The following is a 12,721-nucleotide window of genomic DNA, read 5'->3' as shown; positions in this document are numbered from 1 at the left end:
ACACGGGTTCGATTCCCGTCGGAGTCATTTTTTGAAGTTGTTCAGCATATAATAAAATTAAGTAAGGCGTAGTAGCCAAGTGGTAAGGCAATGGTCTGCAACACCAGTATCCACCGGTTCAAATCCGGTCTACGCCTCTTCAAAGAATCAGAAAAATCTGGTTCTTTTTTTGTTGTGATTTAAGAATCAACTTTGCCAGGAACAGATAAATATAGAGTTGGCAGTTTCATACTGCTGACTTTTTTATTTCAAGGAGTAAACGTCAAGATATTCAAGGATATGCAATACTTTCAACATATACAGAAAGACTGACAGTATTTATAATTAAATTGAGTAAAAACACTTTGATGAGTTAAATATTGTATGAAAATTTGATTAATAGCATCAGGTAGTAGAAAAGGTTGCATAGGAAAAGATGGTGTGGGAAAAGAAGGAGAAACGATATGCCAGAAACCGAATATTTAATTTATGAGAATTTATTCGCAAAAAAGGAGGATATTGAGGACTTCGTCCTGGAAGGTAAGGCGGATATCACCTTTGAGAATGGGTGTATGCGTATGAAAAATGCGCTGGAGGCAGGTTTGGGACAGATGGCAAATTTTGTGCTTTGGTGTCCGAAGGAATTCCCAAAGGATATCCGGGTGGAATGGGAATTCAGGCCGTTAAGTGATGTTGGCCTTTGTATTTTGTTTTTTGCAGCAACGGGAAAAGGAAACCGGGATTTGTTCGATCTGTCTCTTGCTGAAAGAACAGGGGAGTATCCGCAGTATCACAGCGGTGATATCAATGCGTTCCATGTCTCCTATTTTCGCAGAAAAGAGCCGGAGGAGAGGGTATTTCATACATGTAATCTTCGTAAAAGCTGCGGATTTTATCTTGTTGCCCAAGGGGCGGATCCGATTCCGGTAGTTGAGGATGTAGTAGATTTTTACAGGCTTGCAGTGATAAAAAAGGAAAACAGGATAGAGTTTACCATTAATGAATTGAGTATATTTACATATATAGATGATGGAATTACATGTGGGGCTTTACTGGATGGAGGAAAAATTGGATTCCGTCAATTGGCTCCGCTCACTGCGGAGTATAGAAATCTGAGAGTATATCAGATAAAATAATTGTTTTGTAGAAGCAGTATTTAAGTACGTGAGGAGAGGAAAGTAAGGAGAGGGAAATATGAGATTACATAATTTGGGTAATAGAATTAAAAAAGGTTATACAACATGGGGATGTATGTGGGAGAAAGGAAGCTGTTTGCAGGACAGCAGTTTTTGTCTGGAGAATGTTTACAGAGATGAGAAGAAGCTGGATGAGGATTCTGTTGCTGTTCCTGTGCAGTCGAGGATTACCGCTTACTGGCCTGATGGTACGGTAAAATGGACAGCTCATACGGCTGACAGCGCATTGCTGGCGGATGAGATTGAGGTGAGGGCTGTTGCTGGCGGAAAGGGTGGTCACACGGAGTTACAGTTACTGACGGTTGAGAGGCAGGGAGGAAAGATTATTATACATGCCGGGGCGGCAGAGGTGGTTCTGGAGGAAGGGACAGGCAGCCTTTTAAGCAGGTTTTCCTTCCGGGGGACGGAGGTGCTGACAGGTGCGGAGCCGGTGCTGCTCCTGGAAGAACATGACAAAGGACGGGAAGAAGAGTTTGTGCGTATCAGAAAATATAAGGCGCTTATTCTGGGAATAACATTGGAAGAGAGAGGTCCTTTGCAGGCTATTGTCAGGTATGAAGGAACACATATCAGGGAGGATGGGGAGCGAAGGATACCTTTTGTTATTCGGATGAGGAGCGGTTATGACAGTCCGGAGCTTGGATTTGAGCATACTTTTCTGTATGATGGGGAGGAGGACAGGGACTTTTTAAAAGGGCTTGGGATCCGTTTCCTGGCGCCTTTGTCGGGGCCGGTGTATAACAGGCATGTTAAATTTGAAGGGGATTATGGGGTATTTCATGAGAGCTGTGCACACCTGTTATCCTGGAGGCCAAGAGTGCCGGATGGAATTTATGAGGCACAGATGAGGGGGGAAATGCTTTGTCCTGAGGGAGAGGACGGGGAGGTGGTGAATACCGTACTCAGGGATATGCCTTTTTGGGATGAATTTGTTTTTACGCAGGACAGTGTCAGTCATTTCAGTGTAAAAAAGAAGATAAAGGATGAGAATTGCTGTTATATTGATTGCCTGCATGGCGGCAGAAGCGACGGCGGCGCGGCGTTGGGGTCGGAGCATGGTTCAGTGCTGTTTTCTATTCGTGATTTCTGGGAGAAATATCCTTCTGGTTATACCTTTTCAGGAATGACGGGGAATACAGCAGAGGCCGTGGTGTGGCTCTGGTCACCGGAGGCAGTGGCGATGGATTTCAGGCATTATGCGAATCGGGGATACAACCAGGTATATTATGAAGGCTATGATTATAAAGGGGCGGATCCCTTTGGTATTGCCTGTACGAGTGAGTTTTCCGTAGCGGCGGCAGAAGCTGTGATTCCCTCTGATGAGGAGGTGGTTTCTTTTGCAGAGAGAGTGAAGTTTCCGGTGCATTATGTGGGAACGCCGGAGTTTTACCATGAGATGAAAGCCTTTGGGCGGTGGTCATTGCCGGGAGGAGATACGGAAGTGGAGCGTTGGCTGGAGGAACAGCTTGACAGGGCGGCGGATTTTTACCGGGATGAGGTAAAGCAGAGGAACTGGTATGGTATGTTTAATTATGGGGATTTCATGCATACTTATGATCGGGAAAGACACCAGTGGCGGTATGATTGCGGCGGTTATGCGTGGGATAACACGGAGCTGGTTCCGACACTGTGGCTTTGGTATGCATTTCTGAGGACCGGCAGGGAGGATGTATTCCTTCTGGCGGAAAAGCTGTCCAGGCATGCGTCTGAGGTGGATGTGTATCATATTGGCAGGTATAAGGGGCTGGGGTCACGCCATAATGTGAGGCATTGGGGGTGTCCGTGCAAGGAAGCTAGAATCGCTATGGCCGGGCATCATCGGGTTTATTATTATTTGACGGGGGAGCGGCGGTTTGAGGATATTTTTGATGAACTTAAGGATAATGAACGGACCTTTTTGAACAGGGATCCTTTGGGGGATTTCTATGATAAGGAGGAGATGGTTTATCCAAGCCACGCCAGAAGCGGGCCGGACTGGTCTTCTCTTTGTGCCAACTGGCTGACGGAGTGGGAACGGAAAAACGATACTGTATATCGGGATAAAATAATTGTTGGGATGAATGACATCAGGAAGGCTCCGCTTAGGCTTGTTTCCGGACCGGATTTTGAATTTGATCCGGAGAGTGTGCATCTGCGTTATATCGGAGAGCGGGCCGCGGGAGGAACCCATCTGCAGATTTGTATGGGAGCGCCTCAGATTTGGATGGAAATGGCGGATTTGCTTGAGGATGAAGATTGGAAGCAGATGATGGCGGAGTATGGAAGATTTTATTATCTGCCAAGGGAGGAGCAGATGAAGGAATCAGGGGGATTGATCGGAGAGCGGGAATTTAGCCTGCCGTTTATGGCTGCCACCATGGGAGCCTATGGTGCAGAAAGGCTGGGTGATAAAGCGCTGGCGGAACGTACCTGGATGCATTTGCTGCATGCTTTGATTGGCGGGGGATGCCATGATGGTTTTAAAACGACGGCGGTACTCGGGCGGGGAAATCAAGAGGAGCTGAGGGAGATTCCCTGGATATCCACGAATTTTGCCGCACAGTGGTGTCTGAATGTGATTTGTGCGTTGGAATTTATTCGGGAATATCTGCCGGAGACTTTGCAGGAGGCGGACAGGCTGGCGGCGGGATTGGATGAAGGAAGCTTCAGGAAGGCATGAGAAAGGAGGATTTTATGGCTGAAAAAGTGATTAGAAGGCAGTTCCGCGGCTGCCTGAAGGAAGATGCAAGGGAGGGAACGAGGCTGTGCATGGCGGCAGCGGAGGCTGAGAAGGAGGTCAGGAGGCTGATTCAGAGTGGAAGACTGCTTACGGCTTCCGTATACTATCATGGAGATATGTGTTTCCTATACTATGAAGCATTGGAGGAAGGGGTGTCTCCGGCGGACTTTTTGAAGCCGCTGGAAGCTTGTCTGGAGCTTTGGCCTGAGGAGGGCGGCAAAACCTGTTGGGCGCCGATGTATTCTATTTACTGGCACAGTGTCCCACAGGATGCGGACAGCTGGATGGAAAGCCGGAAAGGAAAGAAAAACAGGATCGGGAGAATTGCATTTCTGTATCCGGAGAAGATGTTTTCCTATACCTATTGGCATCAGGCCATAGTGGAAGAAGGGCTTTTAAAGGGAGATCAGTATCAGTTTATCAGCCTGCATGAAAATATTTTGTTTTCCTATTTTGAGGAACCGAAGAATATGGTGAATATCACCGGTATGGAGAAAGCTTCGGAGGTAATTGATAAATGGCTGGCTGTTAATCCGGAAAGCCATTTTAACAGGGAGAAGGCGGGCGGCAGTAATTTTATAATTATTGAACAGCTTCTGTCGGTTGCAGCGGGGGATGATTAAGGGATAAGATAAAACAAAATAAAAACCCAGCAGCTATATAACGGATAAGGAGGGAAAACATGCTGATAATAGGAACACATATGTCGATCGCCGGAGGACTGGCAAAAACGGCGGAAAATGTAGTGGAAATGGAAGCGAATACCATGCAGATATTCAGCCGAAATCCCAGAGGATCCAATTTCAGGGTTCCCGAGCAGGCGGAAATAGATAAATTCCAGAGCATCAGGAAAGAGAAGCATTTCGGCCCTTTGCTGGCGCATGCCCCCTATACGATGAACCTGGCCAGCGCGCAGGAGAAGGTATATGAATTCGCCTGCACGGTTATGCGGGAGGATATTGCCAGGATGGATGCGCTGGGAATAGAAAATATCGTGTTTCATCCGGGCAGCCATACGGGAATTGGTGTGGAGGAAGGGATAAAGAATATTACCGCAGGGCTGAACCAGGCGATTACCGGCAGGGAGAATATTACGGTGCTGTTGGAAACCATGACAGGAAAGGGAACGGAAATCGGCGCAAGGTTTGAACAGCTGAAGGCCATACGGGATGGGCTGGAGCATCCCGAACGGGTAGGGATCTGCCTGGATACCTGTCACGTCTTTTCGGCGGGATATGATATTGTGAATGATTTGGAAGGGGTGCTGGAGGAATTTGACAGGGTGCTGGGGCTTGAACTGCTGCGTGCGGTTCATTTTAATGACAGCAGTATGCCGTTTGGTTCTCATAAGGATCGGCATTCCCCGATTGGAGCGGGTATGATAGGACTGGATGCGCTCATCAGTTTTATGAAGCATCCGGCGGTAAGGGAGCTTCCTTTTTATACGGAAACGCCTTTGGACGATGAGGGCCATAAAGCGGAAATAAGAATGATAAAAGAAAAAATCGGGGAGGCCGCCTGCGGTGAATAGGCGGCTTTCCCGATATCAGTTACAAAAAGATAAATATGATATATTTCACAGCAGAGGTGCGAACAGGCGGAGGATGCACTGGAAGCAGCGGACGAATACGGAGCGCTTTTGGCAGTAATCAATGCCGATTTCCGTGCATAACGGAAAGGTATCGCAGAAATCCTTTTTGATATCCATCACGGCATCGCAGCCGTAGAGATATACGCCGCATTCAAAATGCAGGTAAAGGGAGCGGTAATCCATGTTAATTGTACCCACCACAGCGGTCTGGTCATCTGACACATAGCCTTTGGCATGGATGAAGCCGGGGGTATATTGATAGATGCGGACACCGGAGCGGATGAGTGCGGTGTAATAGGACTGGGTGAGAAGGAATACCAGTTTTTTATCAGGGATGCCGGGAGTGATGATACGCACATCGATGCCTCTTTCAGCCGCCATGCACAGCTCCTTCTGCATTTCATTGTCGATAATCAGGTAGGGGGTGGAGATGTATACATAATCGGTGGCATTTTTGAGGATGTTCATATATACATTTTCACCCAGGGTGACATTGTCCAGGGGCGTGTCGGAGTAGGGCTGTACGTAGCCTCCCTGCCGGCTTTGGAAGGGGGCGCAGGAGGTAAGATATTTATCCCAGGCGGTATCCGTGTCGCGGATAAAATTCCACATTTCCAAAAACATTATGGTATGGCTTCTTACGGCGTCGCCTTCCAGGCGGATTCCGGTGTCCTTCCAGTGTCCGTAGGGATGGGTGATGTTAAAATATTCGTCGGCCAGGTTAAAGCCTCCGGAATAGCTGATCCGGTTGTCGATTACCGTAATCTTCCGGTGGTCCCGGTGGTTCATGAAAATATAGAGGAAGGGCACCAGCGGGTTGAAAATACGGCACTGGATTCCCTGCCGGTTCAGGCGGCGCATGAATTCAGGCTTGACGTAGCCGATGCTTCCGAAATCGTCATAGATAAATCGTACTTCAACGCCTTCCGAAATCTTCCGAAGGAGTACTTCTTCAATGCGATGAAAGGCCTGGGTATCCTCCACGGCAAAATATTCCATAAAAATAAATTCCCGGGCGTTTCCCAAATCCTCCAGAAGGGCTTCCAGGGCGGCTTCCGCCTGAGGATAGTAAGAGACATCGGTATTTTGGTAAACAGGGTAGCCGCTGGAGGACTGGATATAGTATTCCTGATTGTGGATATAGATATTATTCTCCTTCAGGGCGCCCAGCACGTTCTCATCCTGTGAAAGCTGACAGGCAAAGCGTTTCTGTACCTTTTCATATATGGCGCGGGTACGTTTGGTGAGGCCGGTCCTGCCGAACATCAGATACAGGCAGATTCCGAAAACAGGGAGCGCCAGTATAACGATGGTCCATACCAGCCTGGCGGCGGAGAAATCGCTTTTTGCATTTATGCGAAGCACTACGATCAGCGCGATGATATCAAACACCGCGGAAAACCATACATAGTACTGGTTCAGCTTCCATACAAGCCCGATGAGCCATACCAGCTGTATGAGCAGACAGAGTACGGTAAATAAAACACGTCCGAAAATAACCTTAAGAATATTTCTCATGTGCATCCCCCTTTATATTTCTCTGAAGTAAAAATGCAGGCAGGTAAGACTTATTATAGGAGATTATACTCTTTCAGGCCCGGGAAGTCCATTCGTCCTGAATTTCTTTTCACATACACTTTCCCGGATTCCTGTGGTAAAATAATGCTTGTAATAAAAATTTAACAGGAGGGGTATTATGGCGGATTTTAAAGAACTGAGCAGGCTGCTGGAGGAGATCCTGGAGCAGGGGCCTGCAGGCTGCGGCTGCGCGGTGGCAAGAAACGGTGAAATTCTTTTTGAGGAGTATCATGGAGTAAAGGATCTGGAAAGTGGGGAGCCAATTACCGCGGACAGTGTATACCGGCAGTATTCCACGACAAAGGTGGCTGTCTGTACAGGAGCCATGATGCTGTTGGAGAGGGGAAAATTCCTTCTTAATGATCCGATTTATGAGTATTTTCCGGAATGGAAGGATACGATGGTGGCACAGCCTGAGGAGGACGGGAGTTACCGGGTGCGTCCGGCAAAACGGCCGATTCTGATCAGGGACTGTTTTTCCATGGCCATGGGTATCGGTTATGGCGGGACCGACTATACGCATCAGGCCGCGGAAAAGGTGCGGGCGCAGCTGAGGGCAAACGTGGGAGAATATACGTTGCAGCAGGAAATCAAGGCCATGGCAGAGGTTCCGGTTGCCTTTGACCCGGGCACGCACTGGCTGTACGGCTTCGGGCATGAGCTGGTGGCCGGGCTGATTGAGGTGGTATCAGGAAAGGGTGTGGGACAGTTCCTGAAGGAGGAACTGTTTGAGCCTCTGGATATGAAGAATACGGGGTATCATTATTTTGGAGATATCAGGGAACGTATGGTGACAACGTATCTGCTGAAGGAGGACGGCAGCAGGGAGGCCAGCCCTTATTTTCAGAGGGATGAGTTGTTTGAGCCTGAAGCGAAGTATGAAGGCGGCGGCGCGGGGCTGTTTTCCACAGTGAGGGATTACCTTGCACTCACTCAGATGCTGGCCTGTGGGGGCGAATATCAGGGCAGAAAAATCATGGGCAGGAAAACCATAGATCTGATGCGCTGCAATCAGCTGAATGAACAGCAGCTGAAGGAATTCAGGAATCCCTATCTGGAAGGCTACGGCTATGGCTGCGGTGTGAGAACGCTTATGGATCCTTCCGCAGGCGTGAACAGCTCTGTGGGGGAATTCGGCTGGACAGGCATGCTGGGAACCTATGTATCGATTGATCCGGCGGAAAAGCTGTCTCTGGTGTATATGCATAATCTTTTTCCAAACAGGGAGGCGTATATTCATCCGAGAATCAGAAATATAGTATATGGAGTCTTGTAGAATATGGAATAAGAAAGGGAGCGGGTGCCTAGGCATCCGCTCCTGTTAAATATTTAAGGGCATTGTGATAACAGATATTCTGCACCATTTTTCCCAGAAATTCCATATGGCAGGGATATTCGCCGTCTTCCACCCAGCTGCCAATTTTATTGCAGAGGATCCGCCGGTAATATTCATGCCGGGGGAAGGAAAGGAAGCTGCGGGAATCGGTGAGCATACCGATTGACACTGGCAGCAGGCTCAGGTTGGCCAGAACGTCGAGCTGGGCCTCCATGCCTCTTTTATTGTCACAGAACCACCAGGCGGTGCCGAACTGTATTTTTCCCCGGTGGGGAGCGGACTGGAAATTACCGCACATGGAGGCAAGCATTTCATAATCTCTCTGGTTCAGGCAGTAGAGGATGGTCTTGGGTAGCTCGTCGGTGCGGTCCATGGAATCGAGCAGGGCGGAAAGTTCGCCCGCATAGCAGAAATCATCCACGCTGTCAAAGCCCGTATCAGGCCCGAGCTTCTGGAGCATCCGGCTGGAATTGCTGCGCAGGGCGCCGATGTGAAGCTGCATGGCTATATTTCTGGCGGCATACTGTTTTCCCAGGAAGGTGAGGATATTTCCCTGGAAACGGCGGCGGTCATCCGCGGTGAGCGCCGCACCCGCCATCCGCCTTTCGAAAATTTCCTGTGCTTCCTCATCAGTGGAAGGGGCGAAGAGCGCGCCCTCCAGGCTGTGGTCGGAAAGCAGGCAGCCGCCTTCCCGGATAAAATAATCCAGGCGGGAAACGAGGGCCTCCTTTAAATCGGACAGGCTGTTGATGGGATATCCCCAGGCTTTTCCCAGTGCGGCCAGGTAAGCCGGATAATCTTCTTTCCCGATAAGATAGGCCTTGTCGGGACGGAAGGTGGGCAGAACCCGGACAGAAAAGCCTTCTTCACGCAGCTTACGGTGATATTCCAGATCCTCGCAGGGGTCATTGGTGGTGCAGAGCGCTTTGACATTCTGCATCTTCAGAAGATTACGAACGGAAAATTCCGGCTGGGAGAGCTTTTCGTTGCAGGCCTCCCAAAGCTTATCACAGGTTTTGGAGGAAAGCGGTTCGGTAATGCCGAAATAACGCTGCAGCTCCAGGTGCGTCCAGTGATAGAGAGGATTGCCGATGGAATTTTCAATGGTTTCCGCCCAGGCGCTAAAGCGGCGGTAATCCATGCTTCCGGCATCTGCGTGGTTGCAGCCGGGTTGGTTTGCACCTGGGGTTTCCGGTGTGCGGGAGTCTCCTTTGGGGCCTGTTACCAGATCTTCCGGGAATCCATAGGTACGCATGGCGCGCCATTTATAATGGTCGCCGTAGAGCCATGCCTGTGTAATGTTGGAAAAATTGATATCCTCATATATTTCCTGTGCGCTGAGGTGGTTATGGAAGTCAAATATCGGCATCGTTTCCGCATAGTCGTGATAGAGACGGCGTGCCGTTTCCGTTGTCAGCAGGAAATCTTCATTCATGAATTCTTTCATGTATTTTCTCCTTTTCCGGTTCCTTACGGAAAATCAGCCCAGAGCCTTTTCCAGGGTGCGTTCTACGGCGCCTGTACCGGCGCACAGCTGTCTGAAATAATCCTTAACAAGATCGGCCAGCCCTGCTTCAAACAGATCCACGCCCCAGATTTTGGAATCGGAGAGCAGGGAATCCAGGGAAGACAGATCCTGAGGAAGCCCGCCAAGACGGAAATCTGCTACAAAAGGGCGGACGGTATCAAGCAGCGGATCGGCGCTTGGAGCAAAAGCATTGCCCTGATCATCCACAGCCATCAGATAGCGGAGCCAGCCTGCAAATACAAGAGGGATGATTTTCAGGCTTTCCACCTTTAAGTCAGGATTCTGCAGATAAGCCTTGATGGTTTCGCCGAAGCGGATGGGCAGCTTCTGGGAGGTGTCCGTAGCGATTCTCTGCGGTGTATCCGGCATGAAGGGATTGGGAATACGTTTATTTACCACCTCGTCAATGAACTGCTTCGGATCGAGGATGCCGGGATTAACCACCACGGGAAGTCCCTCCTGGTAGCCGATAACTTCCACCATTTTTTTCAGAAGGGGGTTTTTCATTTCTTCCGCAATCAGGGTGTAGCCCAGCAGGCAGCCATAAATGGCGAGGGAGGTGTGGAGAGGGTTTAAGCAGGTGCATACCTTCATTTTTTCCACCTTATCCACGGTTTCCCTGGTGGTATAGATGATGCCGCACTGATCCAGAGGAAGCTTTCCGTTGGGGAAGGCGTCTTCAATGATGAGATACTGGCATTCCTCTGCGTTGACAAAGGGAGCAACGTAGGTGTTTTTTGTGGTGATGACGGGATCCAGGTCAGCGATGCTGTCTTTCTCCAGCATGGCCTTAACCGCAGGATCGGGACGGGGAGTGATCTTATCGATCATGGTCCAGGGGAAGGAGACGCTGTCCTTATCATTGATATAGCTGACAAAATCCCTGGATACAAGGCCGTTTTCCGCCCATTTTTCCGCAAAGGCGCTGACTGCGGCATAGAGCTTGTCACCGTTGTGGGAGCAGTTGTCCATGCTTACGAGGGCGATGGGAAGAGCGTTGCTGCAGAAGCGTTCATATACGAGGGAAACCACCTTTCCCAGGTAGCTTTTGGGTGCGGCCGGCCCTTCCTTAAAATCGGATGCAATATCAGGCAGCAGTTCGCCTTTGCCGTTTACCAGGCTATAGCCCTTTTCTGTAATGGTGAAGCTGGCCATTTTCAGGGAGGAGGCGCGGAAAATCTCCTTCAGGCGTCCGTATTCCCGGGCGTTGGTGCTGTCCAGGATCAGGGATTCCACAATACTGCCCACTACCGTTTTTTCCATGGTTCCGTCGGCCTTCAGGGTGACGAGGATACCAAGATTGTCGTGGGGACGGTACATTTTTTCAATGATTTCATAGTCATAGCCTTCTGCGGCGATCAGGCCGGTGCTCATAATGCCCTGATTCAGGAGGCACTGGGCAACGTTTGCCTGGAAGGCACGGAAAATATTGCCCGCGCCGAAGTGAACCCATTCAGGGGCTTCCAGGGTGCGCTGTGTAGCAGCGGGAATATCAAACTGCGGAAGATCGTAGCCGGCAGCCTGCCAGCTTTCCTTTTGCAGGAGTCCTTTTTGTGTTAATTCCATGATTGTTTCCTTTCTTGGCCTTTCTTGATAAGAAAGCGGTTGGTCGGTGTCCGTAACAGTTCATTTATCCGGACTGTTACAGTTTTTTTATTTCTTATTTCCGGCTGTGGGATTTTACGATAGCTTCCCACAGGCCGTTGAGGTACGTTGCGCCAAGGGCCCTGTCATACAGTCCGTAGCCGGGCATGGCGACCTCATCCCAGATCATGCGGCCGTGGTCGGGGCGGATGGGGCCTTCAAAGCCGATATCGTAAAGGGCCAGCATGATTTCATACATATCGAAGGTGCCGTCGGAGGAAAGATGGGCGGATTCTTCAAAATCGGTGGGGCTGTTGAATTTCAGGTTGCGTACGTGGGCAAAATGGATTCTGCCTTTCAGGGAACGGATCATATCTGGCAGGTCATTGTTCAGGTTGGTGCCGTAGGATCCGGAGCAGAAGGTAACACCGTTGTGCGGGTTATCCACCATTTTCATCATGCGGAGGATGTTTTCCTTATTAATGATGATTCGGGGGAGGCCGAATACGCTCCAGGCGGGGTCATCAGGATGAATGGCCATGTTGATGTCGTATTTATCACAGGTGGGCATGATGCGTTCCAGGAAATATTTCAGATTGGCAAAGAGCTTTTCATCGTCAATGTTTTCATACATGGCGAAGAGGTCTTTGATTTTTTCCATACGCTCCGGTTCCCAGCCGGGCATGATGCTGCCGTTGGTGTCTGCGCTGATAGAGGCAAACATATCCTCTGGATTCAGTTTGTCCACTGCTTCCTGGGTATATGCAAGAACGGTGGAACCATCCGGGCGCACTCTGGCAAGCTCGGTTCTTGTCCAGTCAAAAACAGGCATGAAATTGTAGCATACCATATGGATATCCGCCTTACCCAGATTTTCCAGCGTGGTAATGTAGTTATCGATATACATGTCCCGTTCCGGCGCGCCGGTTTTTATGGCGTCGTGGATATTGACGCTTTCGATGCCGGCAAGCTGCAGGCCTGCGTCCTCAATTTCTTTTTTTAAAGAAAGTATGTCTTCCAGGGACCAGATTTCTCCGGGGGCGGAATCATAAAGGGTGGATATAACGCCGGTTACACCGGGAATCTGGCGGATCTGTTTCAGGGTTACGGTGTCGAATTTGCTGCCGTACCATCTTAAAGTCATCTGCATAGTGGGAGTCCTCTCTTTCATCAGGAGTTTTCGTTGTATATGAACGTTTATAATAAGGCT

At 49.5% G+C, this 12,721-nt stretch carries 9 protein-coding genes and 1 tRNA gene; 6 read left to right on the top strand and 4 right to left on the bottom strand.

Features of this window, described 5'->3' with window-relative positions; translation table 11 throughout:
• Positions 1-65: 65 nt before the first annotated feature.
• The 5 genes from HMPREF1548_RS03395 (at position 66) to HMPREF1548_RS03375 (ending at position 5,425) form a co-directional block, all read left to right on the top strand.
• Positions 66-137, top strand: a tRNA-Cys gene (locus HMPREF1548_RS03395).
• Positions 138-443: 306 nt separating this feature from the next.
• Positions 444-1,115 carry a DUF1961 family protein gene (locus tag HMPREF1548_RS03390; protein ID WP_021634339.1) on the top strand — a complete coding sequence of 224 codons (672 nt, stop codon included), beginning with the start codon at positions 444-446 and terminating at the stop codon, positions 1,113-1,115.
• A gap of 58 nt (positions 1,116-1,173) precedes the next feature.
• Entirely contained in the window at positions 1,174-3,834 is a 2,661-nt protein-coding gene (locus HMPREF1548_RS03385; protein WP_035320876.1) for an exo-rhamnogalacturonan lyase family protein, read from the top strand.
• Positions 3,835-3,848: 14 nt separating this feature from the next.
• Positions 3,849-4,517: a hypothetical protein gene (locus tag HMPREF1548_RS03380; RefSeq protein WP_157065626.1), complete on the top strand. Its 669-nt coding sequence runs from the start codon at positions 3,849-3,851 to the stop codon at positions 4,515-4,517.
• 59 nt (positions 4,518-4,576) lie between these two features.
• Positions 4,577-5,425 carry a deoxyribonuclease IV gene (locus HMPREF1548_RS03375; RefSeq protein ID WP_021634336.1) on the top strand — a complete coding sequence of 283 codons (849 nt, stop codon included), beginning with the start codon at positions 4,577-4,579 and terminating at the stop codon, positions 5,423-5,425.
• A gap of 45 nt (positions 5,426-5,470) precedes the next feature.
• Here the strand turns inward: HMPREF1548_RS03375 and cls are convergent, their stop codons facing one another.
• The gene (gene cls, locus HMPREF1548_RS03370; protein WP_035320874.1) at positions 5,471-7,003 is read right to left on the bottom strand and encodes a cardiolipin synthase; all 1,533 of its coding nucleotides are present in this window, start codon (positions 7,001-7,003) and stop codon (positions 5,471-5,473) included.
• A 178-nt stretch (positions 7,004-7,181) separates the two neighbouring features.
• On the opposite strand from cls, the gene HMPREF1548_RS03365 reads away from it, so the two are divergent.
• Entirely contained in the window at positions 7,182-8,339 is a 1,158-nt protein-coding gene (locus HMPREF1548_RS03365) for a serine hydrolase domain-containing protein (protein ID WP_021634333.1), read from the top strand.
• Positions 8,340-8,367: 28 nt separating this feature from the next.
• Here HMPREF1548_RS03365 and uxaC read toward each other — a convergent pair whose 3' ends face one another.
• From uxaC to uxuA, 3 genes are all read right to left on the bottom strand, one after another.
• The gene (gene uxaC, locus HMPREF1548_RS03360) at positions 8,368-9,846 is read right to left on the bottom strand and encodes a glucuronate isomerase (protein WP_021634332.1); all 1,479 of its coding nucleotides are present in this window, start codon (positions 9,844-9,846) and stop codon (positions 8,368-8,370) included.
• A 33-nt stretch (positions 9,847-9,879) separates the two neighbouring features.
• Positions 9,880-11,493 carry a mannitol dehydrogenase family protein gene (locus tag HMPREF1548_RS03355; protein WP_021634331.1) on the bottom strand — a complete coding sequence of 538 codons (1,614 nt, stop codon included), beginning with the start codon at positions 11,491-11,493 and terminating at the stop codon, positions 9,880-9,882.
• Positions 11,494-11,587: 94 nt separating this feature from the next.
• Positions 11,588-12,661 (bottom strand): mannonate dehydratase, encoded by a 1,074-nt coding sequence (uxuA, locus tag HMPREF1548_RS03350; protein ID WP_035320872.1) that lies wholly within the window; start codon positions 12,659-12,661, stop codon positions 11,588-11,590.
• Positions 12,662-12,721: the final 60 nt, after the last annotated feature.

The sequence above is a fragment of the Clostridium sp. KLE 1755 genome, assembly GCF_000466465.2.
GTDB lineage: Bacteria > Bacillota > Clostridia > Lachnospirales > Lachnospiraceae > Eisenbergiella > Eisenbergiella porci.
The sequence above is the reverse complement of the archived record's forward strand: the minus strand, read 5'-3'. Positions and strand labels throughout refer to the sequence as shown.